The organism is Agarivorans sp. QJM3NY_29, from assembly GCF_050870835.2.
Taxonomy (GTDB): Bacteria; Pseudomonadota; Gammaproteobacteria; order Enterobacterales; family Celerinatantimonadaceae; genus Agarivorans.
Window position 1 is genome coordinate 1377519 of the sequence record NZ_CP194036.2, and the last position, 19780, is coordinate 1397298.

General features: G+C 43.9%; 19 protein-coding genes. 14 read left to right on the forward strand and 5 right to left on the reverse strand.

Features of this window, described 5'->3' with window-relative positions:
- Nucleotides 1–13: 13 nt before the first annotated feature.
- Entirely contained in the window at nt 14–322 is a 309-nt protein-coding gene (locus ACRRS0_RS06325; RefSeq protein ID WP_432454042.1) for a DUF1272 domain-containing protein, read from the forward strand.
- A gap of 186 nt (nt 323–508) precedes the next feature.
- Here ACRRS0_RS06325 and ACRRS0_RS06330 read toward each other — a convergent pair whose 3' ends face one another.
- Nucleotides 509–1378 carry an SMP-30/gluconolactonase/LRE family protein gene (locus ACRRS0_RS06330; RefSeq protein WP_432454041.1) on the reverse strand — a complete coding sequence of 290 codons (870 nt, stop codon included), beginning with the start codon at nt 1376–1378 and terminating at the stop codon, nt 509–511.
- A 420-nt stretch (nt 1379–1798) separates the two neighbouring features.
- The gene (locus ACRRS0_RS06335; protein ID WP_432454040.1) at nt 1799–2719 is read right to left on the reverse strand and encodes a LysR family transcriptional regulator; all 921 of its coding nucleotides are present in this window, start codon (nt 2717–2719) and stop codon (nt 1799–1801) included.
- 105 nt (nt 2720–2824) lie between these two features.
- On the opposite strand from ACRRS0_RS06335, the gene ACRRS0_RS06340 reads away from it, so the two are divergent.
- Nucleotides 2825–3757 (forward strand): DMT family transporter, encoded by a 933-nt coding sequence (locus ACRRS0_RS06340; protein ID WP_432454039.1) that lies wholly within the window; start codon nt 2825–2827, stop codon nt 3755–3757.
- Between the two features lie 137 nt (nt 3758–3894).
- Here ACRRS0_RS06340 and ACRRS0_RS06345 read toward each other — a convergent pair whose 3' ends face one another.
- Complete coding sequence (locus ACRRS0_RS06345) at nt 3895–4833, reverse strand: LysR family transcriptional regulator (RefSeq protein ID WP_432454038.1); 939 nt, start codon at nt 4831–4833, stop codon at nt 3895–3897.
- A 52-nt stretch (nt 4834–4885) separates the two neighbouring features.
- Here ACRRS0_RS06345 and ACRRS0_RS06350 point away from each other — a divergent pair, with 52 nt between their 5' ends.
- The 3 genes from ACRRS0_RS06350 to ACRRS0_RS06360 all read left to right on the forward strand — a co-directional run bounded on the left by ACRRS0_RS06350 (nt 4886) and on the right by ACRRS0_RS06360 (nt 7204).
- On the forward strand, nt 4886–5869 hold the full coding sequence (locus tag ACRRS0_RS06350) for an aldo/keto reductase (RefSeq protein ID WP_432454037.1): 984 nt from the start codon (nt 4886–4888) through the stop codon (nt 5867–5869).
- Between the two features lie 198 nt (nt 5870–6067).
- A complete protein-coding gene (locus tag ACRRS0_RS06355; RefSeq protein WP_432454036.1) occupies nt 6068–6946 on the forward strand; it encodes a WYL domain-containing protein in 879 nt (292 codons plus the stop codon).
- A 39-nt stretch (nt 6947–6985) separates the two neighbouring features.
- On the forward strand, nt 6986–7204 hold the full coding sequence (locus ACRRS0_RS06360) for a DUF6500 family protein (RefSeq protein ID WP_432454035.1): 219 nt from the start codon (nt 6986–6988) through the stop codon (nt 7202–7204).
- Between the two features lie 57 nt (nt 7205–7261).
- Here ACRRS0_RS06360 and ACRRS0_RS06365 read toward each other — a convergent pair whose 3' ends face one another.
- Nucleotides 7262–7639: a hypothetical protein gene (locus tag ACRRS0_RS06365; RefSeq protein WP_432454034.1), complete on the reverse strand. Its 378-nt coding sequence runs from the start codon at nt 7637–7639 to the stop codon at nt 7262–7264.
- 476 nt (nt 7640–8115) lie between these two features.
- Nucleotides 8116–8997 (reverse strand): NAD(P)-dependent oxidoreductase, encoded by an 882-nt coding sequence (locus tag ACRRS0_RS06370; RefSeq protein WP_432454033.1) that lies wholly within the window; start codon nt 8995–8997, stop codon nt 8116–8118.
- Between the two features lie 438 nt (nt 8998–9435).
- Between ACRRS0_RS06370 and ACRRS0_RS06375 the strand changes: the two genes are divergently transcribed.
- The 9 genes from ACRRS0_RS06375 to ACRRS0_RS06415 all read left to right on the forward strand — a co-directional run bounded on the left by ACRRS0_RS06375 (nt 9436) and on the right by ACRRS0_RS06415 (nt 19713).
- Nucleotides 9436–10239: a substrate-binding periplasmic protein gene (locus ACRRS0_RS06375; RefSeq protein ID WP_432454032.1), complete on the forward strand. Its 804-nt coding sequence runs from the start codon at nt 9436–9438 to the stop codon at nt 10237–10239.
- A 213-nt stretch (nt 10240–10452) separates the two neighbouring features.
- Entirely contained in the window at nt 10453–11817 is a 1365-nt protein-coding gene (locus ACRRS0_RS06380) for a PLP-dependent aminotransferase family protein (RefSeq protein ID WP_432454031.1), read from the forward strand.
- Between the two features lie 742 nt (nt 11818–12559).
- A complete protein-coding gene (locus tag ACRRS0_RS06385; RefSeq protein ID WP_432454030.1) occupies nt 12560–13471 on the forward strand; it encodes a sirohydrochlorin cobaltochelatase in 912 nt (303 codons plus the stop codon).
- A gap of 69 nt (nt 13472–13540) precedes the next feature.
- Nucleotides 13541–14422: an ABC transporter ATP-binding protein gene (locus ACRRS0_RS06390; protein WP_432454029.1), complete on the forward strand. Its 882-nt coding sequence runs from the start codon at nt 13541–13543 to the stop codon at nt 14420–14422.
- The gene (locus ACRRS0_RS06395) at nt 14415–15155 is read left to right on the forward strand and encodes an ABC transporter permease (RefSeq protein ID WP_432454028.1); all 741 of its coding nucleotides are present in this window, start codon (nt 14415–14417) and stop codon (nt 15153–15155) included. Before ACRRS0_RS06390 ends, ACRRS0_RS06395 begins: the two co-directional genes overlap by 8 nt.
- Nucleotides 15152–16102 carry a FecCD family ABC transporter permease gene (locus tag ACRRS0_RS06400; protein ID WP_432454027.1) on the forward strand — a complete coding sequence of 317 codons (951 nt, stop codon included), beginning with the start codon at nt 15152–15154 and terminating at the stop codon, nt 16100–16102. The genes ACRRS0_RS06395 and ACRRS0_RS06400 overlap by 4 nt, the downstream gene beginning before the upstream one ends.
- A complete protein-coding gene (locus ACRRS0_RS06405; RefSeq protein ID WP_432454026.1) occupies nt 16095–16832 on the forward strand; it encodes an ABC transporter ATP-binding protein in 738 nt (245 codons plus the stop codon). Before ACRRS0_RS06400 ends, ACRRS0_RS06405 begins: the two co-directional genes overlap by 8 nt.
- Nucleotides 16783–17562 carry an ABC transporter substrate-binding protein gene (locus tag ACRRS0_RS06410; protein ID WP_432454025.1) on the forward strand — a complete coding sequence of 260 codons (780 nt, stop codon included), beginning with the start codon at nt 16783–16785 and terminating at the stop codon, nt 17560–17562. The genes ACRRS0_RS06405 and ACRRS0_RS06410 overlap by 50 nt, the downstream gene beginning before the upstream one ends.
- A gap of 1065 nt (nt 17563–18627) precedes the next feature.
- Entirely contained in the window at nt 18628–19713 is a 1086-nt protein-coding gene (locus ACRRS0_RS06415) for a glycerol dehydrogenase (RefSeq protein WP_432454024.1), read from the forward strand.
- Nucleotides 19714–19780: the final 67 nt, after the last annotated feature.

Here is a 19780-nt window from a genome sequence, read left to right on the forward strand (position 1 = left end):
TTGGCGTTAGTATATGCTGCAAATTAGACCTAATTGTGAGTGCTGTGATAAAGATTTAGCGCCAGATTCTACAGAGGCAATGATTTGCACATACGAATGCACTTTCTGTGTCGCATGTGTAAGTGAGATATTAGAAAATGTATGTCCAAATTGTGGTGGTGGCTTTGTCTCTCGTCCTATTCGCCCTAAAATGGCGAGGCGCACTGGCGTAAGTATTGGCCACCAGCCTGCTTCAGTTGAAAGAGTGCATAGCAAATATAGTATCGAAGAACTGAAACAATTTTCGGCAAGCGCTAAACATCTAAAACCGGAAGATCGATGATGTATCAATTTACATCATGATTATAGGTTTGCATTGCTTTATCGCGGGGTGCAGTTATTCGCGTTATATGACTCATAGCGGCTTTGGTGACGGGTTATTCTGAGCTGAATCGCCATATAAGCCGTTAATTTTCTGGGGGATGACTATTTGCCTGTGAGTCATCTCATGCCCACCATACTTGAGCTTTTAGCCTTTAAACTTTGGTTCAAGCAAGCCTGTCACTGCTAAGTTTATCGCAAATATGCTACCAGACAATGGATATTGAGCCTTCTCTGCTGGATCATCTGTATCAGCGCTGGTAATAAATAAGGTATTTAGCGAATCACCACCAAACGCCACCATCGTTGGCTTTTTGGCTGGCACAGTAATCGTTGCAACTATTTTTCCCGCTGGACTGATACGTACAATTCGACCTCCATCGTAAAGCGCGCTCCAGTAATAACCTTCGCTATCAACGGCTGCGCCATCGGGACGTCCAAAACCATAAGGAAAGCGGATAAATTCACGTTGCTTACTCACTGTCCCTGTATCGACATTATAATCACAGGCAAATACCACATGACGTGGCGTGTCCGAGTAATAAAGGGTTTTACCATCGGGACTAAATGCTAGGCCGTTCGAGGTCCAATTTTCCCCTACGATCTGACGCACTGAATGATCGATGTCTAGCGCATAGAAATGGCCACTATAGGCATCTTTGTTTGGATTCAACGTACCAGCAATAAAACGCCCAGCAGGATCACAGCGGCCATCATTAAAGCGTTGTTGTGGTTTGTCTTGCTCCGGATCGACAATGGGCGTGATACCACCTTGCAAAGAATCGATGGTGACCAAGCCTGATCTTAGGCCAGCAACAAAGCCGCCTTTCTCCCGAATAGCGAAACAAGCAATTTCTTCATCTAATTGCAAAAAATCATCTTGTCCTGTTTTGGGATCAAATGCGTGTAATCGGCCTGCTTCAATATCAACCCAATATAGAAGCTGGCGCTCTGGATCCCAGCGTGGGCATTCTGCCAGTTGAGCACAATTGGTCAGCAGCGTGACGACTTCACTCATGATTTGACTGCCGAAATGAATTCATAAAAATTTCCTAGGTGTTAGATACCAATCTAACTCATTGTCTGTTGATTGTTGCGGGCCTAAATCACCGCTAACTGCATGATGTATCAGTCATTAGAGCCATGAGTTACTGCTCTTCATGGCTGGTTATCGACAGATTTATGCTGGGTAATCAGTTGCTTATATAATGAATCTGATTGGTATTCGCAGATGGGAATATGCCCATAGGCGCTGCTCTTTGGTGTCTCGTCGTTAGACTCAATAGTTTGTATCTCAACGTTTGTAGGTTCTCCTATTAGACCTTTTTACGATCTGAGCGATAAGCCAAAATGACCAGATTGGTTGTGCCTGCTCCTTAGCTTATGGGATAAGCATAAAACAGAGCTACATTCAGCGCTTGGAATGGAGCAAAGGGAGTCATGAGTTAGAATGGTCATAGCGTTCAGTCAGAAAGTCAATGAAGGCTTTAAGTTGATTCGGAATATATTTTGATTGCGGATACTGCGCAACAACATTTCCTTGGTAATCTCCTTTGATATGCCATTCGGGTAATACTTGAATAAGTTGCCCAGAGTCGAGGTATTTAGATACGGTAAAGTCTGGGAAAATCGAAATCCCCAAACCTTGCAATACAGCTTCTCTTCTTATTTCACTATGATTAACCGCCAGAGGTCCCTTTATTTTAATGGTATGTTTTTTATTGTGATGACTTAATGTCCATGAATTATCAGCAGCCGTTTCGCCATAACCGATGCATTGATGCTCCATGAGATCATTTGGATGAGTTGGTAAGCCATGTTGTTGGATATAATTGAGATTAGCGCAAGCAATACGTTTCACTCGGCCCATTTTTTTTGCAATTAAACCTTCAACAGGATTATCGGTAATATGAATCACGAGATCCACTTCTCCTCCAATTGGGTCAATATAATGATCAGCGATTTTCCATTTTAACGAGACATTGGGATAGGCTCGAATAAAAGCTAAAACTATTGGCATCAGAACTTGACGAGCTAAAGCTTTCGGCGCGGCAACCGTCAGGTCTCCTGACACTGTATTTTGATTGACTTGCGCAGCATCGACGGCTTGTTTAGCAAATTTAAGCATATCAAGACAAAGTTGAAATACATCTTCACCAATACTCGTTAGACGTAAGCTTCGAGTGGTTCTTTCAATCAGTTTTTGTTCCAGCATCTTTTCAAGTTTACTGATTGAACGGCTAACAGACGAGGGCATCACGCCTAGTTTGACTGCCGCTTTAGAAAAGCTCCCTTGTTCAATCACTGTCACAAAGGTGACCATTTCGGGCATCAAATTCATGATTCTATTTGTGTCCACAGTGCAATTATCCTTTGCGTATCAGCTATATTGTTCCGTTTAAGTTACTCATTGATACTGTTGGTGTCAAACGACTTACCGTTAATCTGAATTTAAGGAGCGACTATGAATGACAGCATACAACTCGAAGTAAAAGTGACTAAAAAGAATCACCGGAAACTTTATGTTCCCGTCTTAGAAATTGCGCTTCTGTCGGTCGCTATTTTTTGGGGAACCAGTTATGGCTTAACGAAGCAGGCGCTCATTTATAGCTCAGTGATGGTGTTTATTATGCTCCGTTTTTCGGTTGCTTTTTTATCGTTGTTGCCGATGGCACTTCGAGATATCTACATGGGGCGTAGTAAAGATTGGAAAGTTGCTTTTCCAACGGGATCTATTTTGGCTGCAATTTTCTTTTTTGAAGTGACAGGAGTATTTCAAACCTCTGCGAGTAAAGCTGCATTTTTGATCAGTTTGTCGGTCATATTTACTTCGTTTGTTGAAGTCTTCATTAACAAAAACGCTATCAGCAGGGGCATGTTTTTTCTTGCGGTCTCAAGCGTTGTCGGGGTTTTCTTGTTAACCGATTCTAGTGGCTTGGAATTAACATTAAATCGAGGTGACTATTTTATTTTATCGGCGGCATTACTTCGAGCGATGATGGTGACAACGACTAAGCGAATCACTCAAGATAAGGTCATTACCAACGTAACGCTTACCTGCATTCAATCTTTAGTTGTCGCGGCCAGTGCTGGTGGTGTTATTTTATATAATTCGGGTTTGAATATGACATTTCCAACGAATGTCGAATTTTGGTTGATCATGGGATATTTGGTTGTGTGCTGTACCTTGTTTGCTTTTTTTGTGCAAAATCATGCGGTGAGAAAGTTATCCCCGACCAAGGTTTCACTATTAATGGGCAGTGAACCGATGTTTGGTGCTATTTTTGCGGTGATTTGGCTAAATGAATCCTTATCCGCGTTACAAGTTTTAGGCGGCTGCATTATTTTTGCGAGTGTGATGGTCGCTTCAATTCCTAAAAAAATTGAGCCAAATTGAGTCATAGAGAAAGTACGGACTCAATTATAAAATGGTGTCTAGATTCACTTGACCACTTTCACGGTCCCCGATATTTAGGTGGTATAAAGAGCACCGACTGGGGCTTTAAGTCCATCAATCTAATTGGTATTTGCGGGTCATTCCAGTTGATGTTGATTGGACTTCACTAAATCGCTTAAGAAGTCTGCCATGGCTCTGATCCTTGGCGAATGGCAGAGATCGGCTTGGATCACCAAATAAATAGCTTGATCTATGGCGACATCTGTATCGATACGTACTAAACCTTGTTTGACCGCAAGAAGGTTAGGTAGCACCGCAAACCCAAGACCGGAGCAACAAGCTGAGAGCTGTGAAGCGACAGAGCTTGTGGTTAGTATTGGCTCACAACCTTTGAGTATTTGTTGCACCCATTGCGCTGCAGGTAGGTGACTTTGTGAGTCATTCCAGCTAATGAATGCATCGTTTTCGTTTACGGAATGGCTTGGCGTTAATTGCTGCTGTTCTAGAAATCCGAGGCTGGCGTATAGCCCGTAACCGAGTTGGCCGATGCGTTTAAAACTAACGTGACCGCTGCTTGGCCTTACCATTCGTAATGCAAGATCGGCATCGTTGCGGTGTAGGTTACTGGTATGGATCCCGGTGAGGATTTCTAATTTGAGTTGTGGGTATTGTTGATAAAACGCAGGCAACGCAGGCAGGATCAAATGGCTCGCTAAATTCTCCGCAGTGGCGAGGCGAATTTTACCCGATAAGCTTTGATTACATTCTGCATCCGAGATAAATGCTTGGCTTGCTGCCTCCATTTGTTCTGCTTTATTTAATAGCGCCTTTCCTTCTTCGCTGAGCAGGTAACCAGTTTGTTGGCGTATAAATAGAGGAAGCCCCAGAGCCTTCTCCAACCTTTCTATTCGTCGGGACAAGGTGGCGATACCGATGCCCATGGTTTGCGCTGACGCTGTCAAAGTGCCATTTCTGGCGAGCGCCAGAAAGCAGCGTGCATCATCCCAAACCAGTTGTGTAACGATGCTTTTTTCAATTTTGGAAGATTGATTGCTAGTTTTGTCTAAATATTTCATTTTTGGAATATGACATGATGTTTGCTTTGGATCAATAAGCTGAGAAATGAATATGAAACAAAGACAACTAGGGCAATCCTTGATGGTGTCATCTATGGGCTTAGGGTGTATGGGCATGAGTGAGTTTTATGGCCCTAAGAATGACGAGCAGTCGATGAAGGTATTAGCCCGCGCGGTAGAGCTTGGTGTCAATTTTTTTGACAGTGCAGATATGTATGGTTCTCATCATAATGAACAGCTGCTTGGTCGTTTTCTTGCGCAAAGTTCTGCCGATATAAAAATTGCCACTAAGTTTGGCATTGTGCGTGAACCCGGAGAATATGCTCGTCGTATTAATAATCATCCAAGTTATGCACGACAAGCATGCGAAGCATCATTACGTCGCTTAGGTGTCGAGCAAATTGATTTGTATTATGTGCATCGAATTGATGTTGAGCAACCCATTGAAGAAACCATGGCGGGTTTAGTTGACTTGGTGAAAGCTGGTAAAATTGCTCATATCGGTTTGTGCGAAGTAAATGCCAGTACCTTGCGAAGAGCGCATGCAGTGTATCCAATTACAGCGGTGCAAACCGAGTATTCTTTGTGGTCAAGGGAGGTTGAACAGCAAGTCTTACCAACTTGCCGAGAATTAGGCATTGGCTTTGTGCCTTATTCACCGCTGGGGCGTGGATTTCTCTCGGGTTTGTTTCGGCAACACCAAGCTTTTGAGCAAGGCGACTTTCGGGCTATATTGCCACGCTTTTCCGCGCAGGCGATGGCCGAGAATCAACCCATTGCGTCTCTTATCGCACATATGGCGCAGCAAAAACAATGCAGCCCAGCGCAACTTTGTTTGGCTTGGCTATTGTCTAAGGGAGAAGACATTGTGCCGATTCCTGGAACGCGTCGCTTGTCCTTTTTAGAAGAGAATTGCGCGAGTCACGATATCGTTTTATCCGCGCAAGAACAAAGCGCCTTAGAGCAGCAGATTGAAAAGATGCCTTTGTCAGGCGATCGTTATCCGCCTGAGGGGATGGTGGGTTTGAATGCCTAAATGTCAGCCCATTGACTGCTCTCTGATGTGTCTTTTCGCATTTATTCGGTGATTCACTTCAATGGGGCCCCTAGTAAAGCGACAGATGTCGGACTTAGTGGCTTTGCCGCTTTATGCTTCAATACCCCTAATCATAATGATTGCCTATGGCGTATGCTGTTGATAGTATTTCCATTGTTGAAGATGGAGATTTTTGAGATGGAATTGAAGCAATTAAATCATGGACAACGAACTCGCTTGGCCTTTATTGATTTTAGTTTGGAATACTTTGGAGAAGTGAGTCGTAGCGATCTGATTAGTCGATTTCAGACTGGATTAGCGGCAGCGACTCGTGATTTAGCCGCCTATAAACAGCTCGCACCGACAAATGCGGTGCTGGATCATAAAGCCCGTCGTTACCTGCGTAGAAACCAATTTGAACCGCTGTTTTCGCATAATCCAGAAGCGATATTAACGGGGTTGTCGCAGGGATTTGGCGATGGTTTATCTTTTCCTTTAGAACCAAGCGATAGCTGCTTTGATGCAGTTCGTCTGGTTCATCCTAAAGCAGAATTTATTGCTGCCATCATGCGCGCTATTCATCATCGAGTGGCATTAAGTTGTGCTTATGTTTCGGTTTCTTCTGGAGAGACTCGCCGCGAAATTGTGCCACATAGCTTAGTGAATAACGGTCATCGTTGGCATGTTCGCGCCTTTGATCGGCAGAGCCAGAGTTTTAGAGATTTTGTTTGTACTCGTTTTACTCAGCTTGCCTTACTCGATGCTTCAATATCCACCGTGGAAGGTCGACAATATGATAAGCAATGGAATCAAATGCTTGAGTTAAATTTGGTGTCGCATCCCCGTATTAAAAACTCATTAGCGATTGAGCTTGATTATGCGATGCAGGATGGTTGTTTAAGCTTAGTTGTGCGTGCTGCATTGGCTGGATATCTATTAAGACAATGGAATGTTGATTGCTCGGCTGAGCATGTTTTGAGTGGTGCTGAATATCAATTAGCTTTGCAGGACAGCTCGGTATTAGCAGGCGTGTCGGGTTTGGCGATTGCGCCAGGCTGGCAGGGCGATTTTAGTTGATGAGCGCTATGTTATTTAACAAAGGATGGGTAGTTGAAGATGCGTCAAACTTTACGCGATAAAATTATTGCGGTATGTGAGCAAAAGATCCAGCAGAAGGGCGAGAGTGTTGGTTTGTCTTTTTACGCATTTTTTGCCAATAGAAATGATGACCCAGAATTACTGATGGAAGCTGCAAGCTGGTGGATCCTCGAACATAAACTCGATCATTTTGAGAAGGCGTTCAAGATTAGAGCATTGGTAGAGCAGGGTAAATAACTGAGTTAATGGGTGATGTTCACGCCGGACTGAATCGGCGTGATAGTTCAAGCTATACTAGTTTGCGTAGCAGCTGTCCCAGTCTCCGTAGTTTGCATCACCCGCTAAAATATCTAGTTCAACGGGACCGGCAAGTTGGGTAATCACTTCGGTGGCGGTGGTTAATACTTCTTCGAGCGGAGTTTGTTCAGTCAAAAAGGTGATTGCCACATGATATTGTTGATTAAAGTAGGCAATAAATAACTCCCAAGTTTGCTGCTGTTGGACTTGCACTAGCGCTGCTTCAATTTCGTCAAATTTTTCAATATCAGTGACGAAACGAATTTCGGCACAGGTTTGAGCAAAAGGGCCAATCGCCATCTTTTTAAGGTGGCGTAGTTTGTGATGATTTCTAATTTCTGGTTTAGCTAATTCGGGAACGGCAATAATAGTCATTGACTTACCTATATCTGATAAATGTGGCGTGATTTCGCCAGGAAAATGTATGTCGCTACTGCGATTGGCCGCGAGCTTAGTCTAGCTTTGGAAGCGGTGCAAGTGAAAGCTTGGTGCTCTGTTGTAATCATTGAGCGGAATCCGCTTATGAATCGCTGTACCGTTATCCTTACAGTTGTTTAAATTTCATTCACCAGCTTGGTTATTAATTGAGCTACTATACAGTGGTTAGCAGTATTTAAGCCAGTTTTAGGGGCTTGAATAAGTTTGAGCCAACGCTGCTAGTTCCGAGTCACTACGTGTCATACATGGATGAAGGCAGGAGTTGTCTCTTGGTTATCAGTCCTCTAGTGCCGCTGTATTGTACTCAATGTGTTTTACTTCTAATGTTTTTTAACTTTTGAACTAATACTCACGTTCTCGCGTGTGACTGACCTAAGGCCTGTGGCCTTAGGTTTTTTTTGTATTTTTATCGGTTATTTATCAAACTGTTTAATCAGTACCGAGGTATCGCTACGTGAGTAACCGCGCTGTTGCAGTTTCGCATACTCCGCATCAACTTGTTTAGCAAGGGGTAAATCAATTCCTAGATTTTCAGCTTCATCGAAACAAATGGCTAAGTCTTTGCGCATCCAATCGATCGCGAAACCAAAATCAAACTTGTCGTCAGCCATACTGTTTGCCCGATTTGCTAACTGCCAACTGCCGGCGGCACCGTGCTGAAGAACATTGACCACCGTATTGATGTCCAAGTCGGCCGCTTTTGCTAATTGTAGTGCTTCCGATAGGCCTTGCAAGACCCCAGCAATACACAGCTGATTGACCATTTTACAGCGTTGCCCATAGCCTGCACCTCCGACAAGATTAACCGCTTTGGCGTAGCTGTTAAGTACCGCTTGTACTTTATCTAAGGCGGCTTGTTCTCCGCCTACCATCACAGTTAAGGCACCGTTGATTGCTCCGGCCTCACCACCAGACACTGGGGCGTCTAAAAATTGCAGTTGCCGCTGTTGGGCTTGGGCGTAGAGTTCTCTCGCTAGGCCTGCCGAGGCGGTGGTATGGTCAACTAAGATGCTATTGGCCTTCGCTTTGGCGAAAATGCCATTTTCGCCGCAATAAACTTGTCTCACGTCTTCATCGTTACCAACACAAGTGAGTATAATATCGGCTTGAGCTGCGGCATCCCCCGGTGTGGCAGCTTGAGTCCCCTGATACTCACTCAACCAAGCCTTCGCCTTGGCGTCGCTGCGGTTATAAATGACCACCTTAAATCCTTGTTTACTTAAGTGGCCTGCCATGGGGTAACCCATTGTGCCTAAACCGATAAATGCAACGCTGCTGGTTTGAGATGTATCCATTGGTAATCTCCCTCTGTGGTTAGATGGCTTAAGATTTGTTGCAATGATAGTTGCATTGAACTAGTTCAATTTCAAATGATGAGCATGTTTTCATCTTATTATTTGAAAATTGACTTATTTAGCTGAGTCAATCATGAGACCTCCAATGACTGTGAAACAGAATTTTGTTAGGAAGGATAGTATTTCATCGCAGAGAGCCTTACGTGATTGAGGATGAACTGCGTGGGTTGCGTATGTGCTCAGCATTTTTTACAAGCTTGAGCGGTGATGAATAACGCCGACAGATTTAGAAGTTCGGCTATTTAATCATTTATAATTGAAGGGGCTGGCTACGATTATAGAGCGTTTGGATCAATATCCGCTCTATTTTGTAAGAGTAAGATGTAGTGAAGGTGGTTTTTGTTTCGTTCTTCAAATGGTATTGGAGATATCAACATCATGAAAAAAAGAGCAGTGACCCAACTTTTTTTAATGGTGTGTTGCTTTTTGGCGGAGCCTATAGAGGCATATGCTGAAGATAGTTCAATTAAACTGTCGGCCTGTGGCCATCATGATTATCCGCCTTGGAACTGGAGCAGTGGCTCGGAAATTAAAGGCGCGTGCGCAGAAGTCACTAAAACTTTATTTGCAAATCTTGGGGTGGATGTTGATTTGACCTATGTGGGTCCATGGAAGCGTTGCCAAAGTTATATTGAAACGGGGCGGGTTGATATCAATATTTGCTCGTTTATTAATGAAACCAGAAAAAGCTATTCAACATTTATTGCCACCCCAATGGGCTTTAATGAGCAAGCTGTATTTGTGAACAAAAGTGCCCAATTAACCTTCCAAACTTGGCAAGATTTAGCTGGTAAGAAAGCGGGGATGGTACTTGGTGTGAGTATTGGGCAGCGTTTTGATCGATATCTAAAAAACAATACCAATATTGAGCGAGTGACAACTTATCGGCAGAATTTTCACAAATTGTTTCATCAGCGGGTTGATTTTATTCCGGTCGGGCGGTTTTCTGGTTTAGCGATGTTGCAAGCCTTTGGGATTAAGGATGACATCGTTGACTTACCCACTTCCATCCTCACTGGCAATTTGTATATCTCTATGTCTAAAAAGTCCCCCTATTTGTACCTATTGCCTGAAATTGAAAAACAGATGCAAAGCGATGACTATCCGGTATGGGTCAAATCGTTGCTGATTAAGTACGCGGGAGTATATGCAAAAGAGGCTCAGCTGAAACCGATAGAGTGAGGTTTAGCATTTTTGTCATGGTTTACCTTAAATCCAATGTAATTAATAAGGACGTCTGATGGCTTACTTTGAGCAGAAGCACAGTTGTTCGGTTGAATTGAGCACTTCATTTTTCTTTGTTGTTATTGCTTGTTGAATTGCCGGGATGATTGTTGTTGTGGGCAAAGTTGTTATAGTTGCGGCTATTCCAATAACGCCTATCAAGATGAAACGATGCAGCATTTATTAATTGGCTTTAATCCTCAGGCTCGACCGCTTTACTTAGAAATTGCGCGATGTATTGAGAACGCCATTCTTAAGAAACAGCTTACCTTTCAGGACAAATTACCAGCTCATCGTCAGTTAGCTGCTTACATTGGGAGTAGCGCGGTCACCGTTCGTCAAGCTTATCAAGCATTGGAAGCCAAAGGCTTGCTGAGCGCGGGGGTGGGCAGGGGCACTTTCGTAATATTTAACGGTAATATGAGTGATGGTATCAAAGGGCGCACCGATGGAGAGGTGAATCTGTCCTTGGTTGCCCCTTTAGTTAGTCCTTTGCTCGGGCCATTGCAACGACATCTAAAGCAATTTAGTGATGCAGATCTGGAACGTTATTGCGGTTATGAAGATGGTGCAGGTAATCCGCAACATCTCGCCACTTTTAGTCAATGGTTGCAGCGCCAAGGTGTTGTTTGTGAGTCTGAGCAAGTGATCCCTTGTCATGGTGCCCAGCATGGTTTGCTGCTTGCGATTCTTGCTTGTACTCAGGTGGGGGATCGGGTGGCGGTTGAGTCTCTCTGTTATCCGGGGATCTTAGCGGTATTGCGCCAAACTGGTCGTGTACCTGTGGCAGTGTCACTAGATGAACAGGGGCTTTGCCCACAATCTTTACGTGAACAGCATTCTCAGCAATCGATTCGAGCCTTAGTATTGGTTGCATCTTGTCAAAACCCCACGGGTAGTGTGATGCCGAATAATCGCCGTGAGGCGCTTGCCGAGTTAGTGAAAGAGTTTGACATACAAGTAATCGATGACGATATCTATGGTTTTCTCAGCGAGGATGAAATCAAACCATTTTATTCATTTGCACCGAGTCAAACTATTTACTTGAGTAGCTTATCGAAAAGTGTTTCGCCTAGCTTGCGATTGGGCCTATTGGTTGTGCCTAAAGCTCAGCGAGACGATTATATTCATTTGTTGCGAACAACCCTATGGCTCCCTTCTCCAATATTACAAGAATTGGCCTGTCGAATGATTCGCAGTGGTGACGTCGATCGAATTAGTCAGTGGCAAAAGCAGCAGGCAGGGCAGCGTCAGCAATTGGCGAAACAGATCTTTGCGCAATTTGATTTTGTTGATCAGCAATTGCCAAAGCATCATGCATTCCATATTTGGTTATTACTGCCTCAAGGTTGGAGCAGCCAAGTGTTTACCGAGTTGATGGCTAAACAGCATATTCGAGTGAGCGCCGACTATCACTTTGCGGTGGTCACTAATCAGCAGCCAGCGGTGCGAATTAGTCTCATGGGGTGTCGCAGTATGACACAACTAAAGCAGTCCTTGCTGCAAATTCGCGACTGTTTACTACGCCGCTGTTAGCGTTGATTGAGCGCTCGCGAGATACATTTTTTAAGTAAACCTTGGGTAAAGTCTGCGTTTCACTAAACTGCGTTAGCCGATGATCGACATTGACGTAGATGGCAACATTTCAGATGTATTTTATTGTTTTAGTCAGTGACTCACGGCTGTAAGAATAATCGCCCGAATTCAATCAATCCTAGGCGCTTAGGGCAAATTTAAATGCTGTTAGCTGCTTGAATTAAGCTCAGTTTATCGCCAGAGATTTGCGTGCTTTGCATCGCCAAAGATAGAAAAATATTGTCGACTTGTAACAATATTTTACTGAGTCATTCAAATTAAAAAGCAATCCACAACTTGTTTACAGTGAGCTAGTTACAATGTTTTTTGTAGATGAATTACCTTGTTTGCAAGGAAAAATCAATAACAGGAAATGATCATCAGGCCTAGCCTGATCTTGCTCAAATGACGATTGATTTATTTTTGAGAAGATGAGGGGGCGTTGATGAGGTGTAATCAGCTACCGATGTTTGTGGTCGCCTTCGAGGCTATCAAGACGGCAATCATCTTAAATGCTGCGTTTCATTAATCAATCGCTTATAGACTCGCTTACAAGCAGCAAAAATTTGAGTTTATAGGCACCAATCTATTTATCGGTGAATATATGCAAATTTCGACAGTATTAACTCGGTCTATCCAGTATTTATGCCTGAGCCTCATTGGTTTCGCATTTACAACAAACTCATCCATGGCATCTGATTTAATGAATAAAAATGAACCGCATACATCCGCAATTGTATTAGCCGCTTTTGGTACCACATATGATTCTGCCGTCGAATCGCTGTTGGCGATTAAACGAAGCGTCGAAAAAGCCTACCCGAATACACCGGTACGTTACGCTTTTACCTCGAATATAATTCGCAAAAAATGGCATAAAAGACAAAGTGATCAGCAATATCAGCAAGACCACCCAGAAATTCCCGCGTCTTTTTATCAAGTGAAAAATGTATTGGGAACATTGGCCGATTTACAGAATGAAGGCTACAACCAGATTGTTGTGCAAACCACTTTATTGTCTCATGGCGAAGAGTTTATCGACTTAAAAGCTTATGTGGATGCACTCAACTCTATTGAAACCATCAAGCCGGAATGGAAGCCCTTTAAGCAGATCGCCTTGGGTCGCCCCTTAATGGGAACTTGGGGGAAACAGTACTCTTATTCTGAGGATATAGAAAAATTGGCGACATCTTTAGTCGACGATGTTGAGCAAGCGAAAGCTCAGCACAGCGCCTTAGTTTATATGGGACACGGTAATGATCATCTCTCGACCGGTTTGTATTACGAGTTAGAAGAGCAGTTAAATCAGCTTTATCCTGACCTACAGATCTATGTTGGTTTGGTTGAAGGCCATCCTAATTTTGCTGCCTTATTGCAAAAGCTAAAAAATGACCGGATCCAAACCGTCATGATTAAACCACTGATGGTGGTTGCGGGTGACCATGCAAATAATGATATGGCTGGCGATGAAGATGATTCTTGGAAAGTAATGCTGAGCCAAAATGGGATTGCGGTTACTCCTATCCTCGAAGGTCTAGGCAGCAACGACAAGATCCAACAACTGTATTTGCAACACCTTCGCGATGCGGCAAAAGACGGCAACATTACTTTGAAATAATCAGTTAACGGAGCTGGGCGAAAAACTCGCTAAGTTCCGTATGTTCTCTTCATTAGGTAGACCATTCATTTGCACAAAGCGCTGAACCAAAGCTCAAAGGTCATTATTGAAGCAAGGCAATTAAGCCGTTGTTTTGATCGCACTATAGCTGTCGACAAGGTTGATTTTTCTCTGAACCGGGGGGAGATTTGTGCCTTCCTTGGTCCCAATGGCGCGGGTAAAACCACCATTATAAAAATGTTAACTGGGCTACTTGAGGCAAGTTCTGGGGAAATTTTATATGAAGGTGAACATTTCCATCCTCGCCGTTTAAATTTGAAGAAGTTGATCGGAGTGGTTCCGCAACACAATAACTTGGACCGAGAATTGAGCCTGGTCCAGAATCTGCGGGTGCATGGTATGTTATACCATTTACGAGGTAAGGCGCTGGAGCAGCAAATTGAGCAAAGTTTGCAATTTACTGATTTGTACGAGCATCGAAATAAACCTGCAGAAAAACTCTCTGGTGGTATGAAACGCAAGTTGGTGATCGCTCGCGCCTTAATGCATCAGCCAAAGATCTTATTTTTAGATGAGCCAACGGTGGGACTCGACCCACATAGTCGCCGGCAAATGTGGCAATTTCTGAGTCGGATTAACCAGCAGCAACAGTGCACCATATTTTTAACCACTCACTACATTGAAGAAGCCGAGCGTTTGGCGCAGCGGGTGATTTTTATTGAGCAAGGCAAACTGATCGCCGAGGGCACGCCCGAACAATTAAAAACCAAGGTTGGTCAGTTTGTACTCGACATTCAAGGTGAAAACTTAGAGCAAGAGTTTTTTGAACAGCGCCAAGATGCACTGAGTCGTTTGGCGAATATTACCGATGCACCAGTCAGCATTCGAGAAACCACGCTCGAAGATGTGTTTCTAACGCTCACCGGCAAGAGGCTAATCAAACATGCTTGATGGGATTTATGGCATTTACTATCGAGAGTGCACCATTTTACGTAAAAAATTAGTGCGTACGGTGTTGGCCGGAGCGGTTCCTCCTTTTTTATATTTGATGGCCTTTGGCTTTGGGGTTGGTAAAGAAACTCAGGTGGGGGGAATCGATTATCTCACCTTCTTATTGCCTGGTTTGCTGGCTATGTCGAGTATGAATCAAAGCTACAATATTGCCTCAGAAATTAATATTAGCCGTTTCTACTTAAAGATTTTCGAAGAGTTTTTGTTGGCACCCAATCAGCGTTGGCAAATTGTTGCGGGTGAAGTGTTATACGGTATGACCAAAGGCTTGATCCCTGTGGTGATTATTGCTGTTTATAGTGTGTTATGTGGCGTAAAACTGCACTTTTCAATACTGTTTTTTGCCTCATTAGTCTTGCACTTAGCGGCGTTTTCCTTGATTGGTTTTATTGTGGCATTAAAGATGAAAAATCATCGTGACCAAGCCACCATGAACGCCTTTATTATTACTCCCATGATGTTTCTCTCGGGGACTTTTTTCCCGGTTGATCAAATGCCAAGCATTATTCAGGTGGTGGCGGCATTTTCACCGCTGACATACAGCGCTGAGCTGCTCCGTTCGGCTTTGCTAAATCAAGGGACTTTTAGTTTTCAGTCTCTTGGGATTTTGTTGCTGCTTAATTCATTATTGCTGTGGATTGCTCACTACATTGTTCAGCGAGTTGAAACATGAAGCCGCTGTTGGTCAGCTTATTTATCGTTTCGGCGTTGCTCTCCACCATGGTCGGCCCGCACTGGATTAATCCTTTGGCGATGACCAGTGTTGAGCAAAGTATTCTGCTGGAGTTACGCTTTCCGCGGGTATTATTTGCAGCTGTCATCGGTGCCATGTTGGGCCTTAGTGGCAGTATCTACCAACTGACCTTAAAGAACCCGCTGGCCGATAGCTTTACCACGGGGGCGGCTTCATCGTCGGCGCTTGGTGCTGTACTGGCGATAGCGATCGGCGTACCGGTGTACTTGGTCTCGGTATTTGCCTTTGTCACTGGGCTTAGTGGTTTAATCTTGGTCTATCGGATGTCTTTAACTCAGGGGCGGATCAATCCTATCACCATGATTTTAGCTGGCGTGGTGATGAATATTGTGGCATCGGCCATGATTAGTTTCTCGAAATACTATTTTGAAGACTCTTTGAACTCAATTGTGTACTGGTTAATGGGCGGCATATTTCTAGTCAGTTGGGACAAGCTCGCGTTGTGCGCCCTGATCTTGACTGGCGTTTACTTCTATTTGCAGCGACAAGCCTTAAAACTCAACATCTTAGCTTTGGATGAACAATCGGCACAAAGCTTGGGGCTAAACGTGCACCGCTTACGCTCGGTCGCTTTTGTGTTATCAACTATTTTGGTGTCAGTGGCGGTGAGCTTTTCTGGCATTATCGGTTTTGTTGGGCTGATTGTTCCGCATGTTGCACGTAGCTTGTTTGGCAGTGACATGAAACTGAATATTTTTTATTCCAGCCTGTTGGGTAGTTTTTTGTTAATGCTATCGGACACCCTTTCCCGGGTGATTATCCCTGGTGGTGCAGAGCTGCCTGTGGGGATTATCACGGCCATTTTAGGTGGCCTATTTTTCTTTTACTTGTTACGTACTCGCAGAGGGCGCTTCTGGAATGGCTAAAATTAGCATTAATGCGCTCTGTTATCAGCGTGGTGACTTCCAACTTGAGCTGGATTCTCTCACCATTTCCGAGGGTGAGAAAGTGGCCTTAATGGGGGAGAACGGTTGTGGTAAAAGTACCCTGATCAATCTGCTAACTGGTCTGATTGAACCGCCGCCAAATAGTGTATTTTATGATGGGTTTGATCTTCGAGATACGCCCCATTTAGCACGGGCTAAACAGTTTGCCTTGCTGTCGCAGTTTTCTGATATTTCTTTTCCGTTTAGTGTCTTTGAGGTGGTGCAGCTGGGCCGATTTGCCTGCTCCAACGGCCAGTCTTTTTCGCAGCAAGACAGAGACAAAACCCAAGCGCTGCTGTCGCTATTGGATATTCAACGCTATCAAAGTAAAAGTTATACCGAGCTGTCTGGTGGCGAGCAGCGTCGGGTGATGTTGGCTCGGGTGCTTAATCAAGATGCACCAATTGTCTATTTGGATGAACCCAACGCCAGCCTAGATATTCGCCATACCTTGCAGATCTTTGAGCATCTATATAGTTTGCCGCAAACTATCATTAGTTCGGTTCACGATATCAACTTAGCGCATCGTTATTTCGATCGTTTTCTTTTCTTGAAGCAGGGCAAGCTGTTGTACGATGTAGTGCAACAACAGTTAAGCCCTGCACTGCTTTCTGAGGTGTATGATGTGTCGGTTACTCGCAGCGATACTAGCTTTTGTTTTAATCCCTAACGCTTTTGCTTATCAGCGAATTGTTCTGCTTGCGCCCGCCGCTGGCGACATCCTGATCCAGCTCGGTGCGGCAGATAAGGTAGTTGGGGTGACTCGCAATAACTTTGATTTTCCCAATGCCACTAAAATAGGCTCGCATATCAAACCTAATGTTGAGTTGATTAAGAGACTTAAGCCTGATTTATTAATTATTAGTTCTAATCGTTTTTTCTCTCAGCAAATGGCCGCTTTAATTGACGCACAAACGCTGCTGTATAATCCCTTAACCTTGGATGACATTCTGGTGCAAGTACAGCAGCTAGGCGAGTTAAGCGATCACCAGTCGCAGGCCAAAGCATTAATCGATAAACTCACCCTGTTACGCGCCGAAATTAAGCCTTTAAAGCTTAAACCAAAGGTGGTTTATGAAGTGACCGAGCATCCCTTCATGATTGCGGGGAAGGGCAATATTGTGAATAGTATTATTGAAGCGGCTGGGGGAGAGTTATTTGCGCCCTCGCAACGAAAGATTGCTAAGTTTAATTTCGAGAGCGTGCTGTTTGCCGCCCCCGATTATTATATTTATCAAACGGGACCGATGAATAAAAATCCCACCCCGCCTGCACAAAGAGCCAATTACCAAGCGCTACACAGTCATTACATGAAGGTGGACCAGCTGAGTTTCTCGCGTGCCAATACGGCCTCTTTTTATCACGCTCTAGCCTTAAACCAAGCCTTTGCTCAACAATAAGATCCCTCATTTTCGATGCTCTCAGCGAAATTGGAGCCAACGTTTCGCTTGTTGGTGTCGGCAGCCATATATATACAAGCTAGGTCGTTACCATCTATTTGACATGAAACGCTGTGTTTAATATTTTTTTTCAAAACCTTACTGATACTCTATTGATTAATATAGAATTACTTTGAATGTGAAACAATCTATGTGTGATACATGCTAACTGCATGTGCCTAAAAGATGGGAGTTTGCTCAAGAAAGTAATGTTGCAACTAAGTAAGTGATGGATGATAGTTGGAATGGGAGACGTTATTGATACCGACCTTTCTTTAAATATTATCGCGGATTTCCCCCTGACTGGAGTGCATATCGAGAATCAGTGAAGCATAAATCGGTACGGCCCAAAGGGGAATAAACCCCCAGGGCGGGATCGCACTTTGTTAACAGATATGATCTAATACCTCTAAACTCTAAGCTACATAGTTATTTTGAACATAATTGAACATTTATCAGTCGTCGAGGATACTCGATCTGACATCAATCAAAAGCATGACCTTATTGACGTGATTTTCCTTGTTATCAGCAAAATAAATAAGACATCCATCGTAATTAGAGAATAACTAATCACGTTATAAAGCGATTCTCTTCAACTAGTGAAATATAAGCTTGAAATGGCTGTCCTTATCGAACAAGGCTTGAGTCGCAACTATAAGATAATTAATGTTTTTTGTGTTTTTAGACACGAATTTTCAAGACAGTCAGCTTAAAACTACTTATTCATTTTGCTCAAAAATCAGCTTAAAAGTATTTAAATTTGATTATCATTTTAGTGAGCGTTTGCAAGCTAATGAGTCCCCATACGATCAAACGTGATGCCTTGCTCGATCAATCATTGTTCTTCCACAATAGGCAGGCCGCAGGGTATCACTATCTTGTCTACCCATCATAATAATTTGTCATCTCTGACAAAATGAACCGTAGCGCACAATTTGTCCATGCTTGGCTCTTTACAATCAGTTAAGCAAAGCAACGATGGCGTTTTATAGCCACTTTTATCGATAACAATTAGTGAGGCTTAACATGGACAAGATCATTATTTCCCCAAGTAAATATATTCAAGGTTCCAAGGTTATGGCGAGCATCGGCGACTATCTTAAACCCTTAGCTCATAAGGTGATGGTAATTGCCGATGGTTTTGTCACCGAACTGGTGGGCGCGACGGTAGCGAACAGTTGTCAACAATCGCAAGTTGAGTTGAGCATGCTTGAATTTACTGGCGAATGTAGTCGACCCGAAATTGAGCGCTTAACTGCGATTGCTGAACAACAAGGAAGCCAAGCGATTGTTGGAATTGGCGGCGGAAAAACCTTAGATACTGCCAAAGCGGTGGCCTTTTACAGCAAGCTACCGGTGGTGATTGTGCCAACGATTGCTTCGACCGATGCACCAACGAGCGCCTTGTCGGTTATTTATACACCTGAAGGGGAGTTTAGCGAGTATCTGGTTTATCCACGTACCCCAGATATGGTGATCATGGACACCGCTATTATTGCCGCTGCGCCAACCCGTTTATTGGTGTCGGGGATGGGGGATGCTTTATCGACCCACTTTGAAGCGAGAGCAAACAGCATTTCTAACAAGGCGACAATGGCGGGTGGCGCACCAACTCGAGCCGCACAAGCGCTGGCTAAATTGTGTTATGACACCCTGCTTGCTGATGGCTTAAAGGCTAAAATAGCCTGCGATCAAAATTTATCGAATACTGCTTTGGAAAATATTATTGAGGCGAATACCTATCTTTCTGGGATCGGTTTTGAAAGTTCTGGTTTAGCCGCCGCACATGCCATCCATAATGGTTTAACCAAGCTTGAAGAATGCCATCATCTCTATCATGGTGAGAAGGTGACATTTGGGACCTTGACTCAGTTGGTACTAGAGAATGCGCCGCTGGCTGAAATCGACGAAGTCATTGAGTTCTGCCGCTCGGTGGGTCTGCCGACTAACTTTCAAGCCATGGGGGTGACTAAGATTAACCGTGATAAATTACTCGAGGTTGCAGAAGCGTCTTGTGCTGAAGGGGAAACCATTCACAACATGCCCTTTGAAGTCACGCCAGAGTTAGTATTAGCGGCAATGTTAACTGCCGACCTACTTGGTTCTCGCTAGTGCCGTTTTGCGCAGTAGTTTGATGGACTCACTGAGTACCTTGAGACTCGAGTTTGGATTGAGGCCA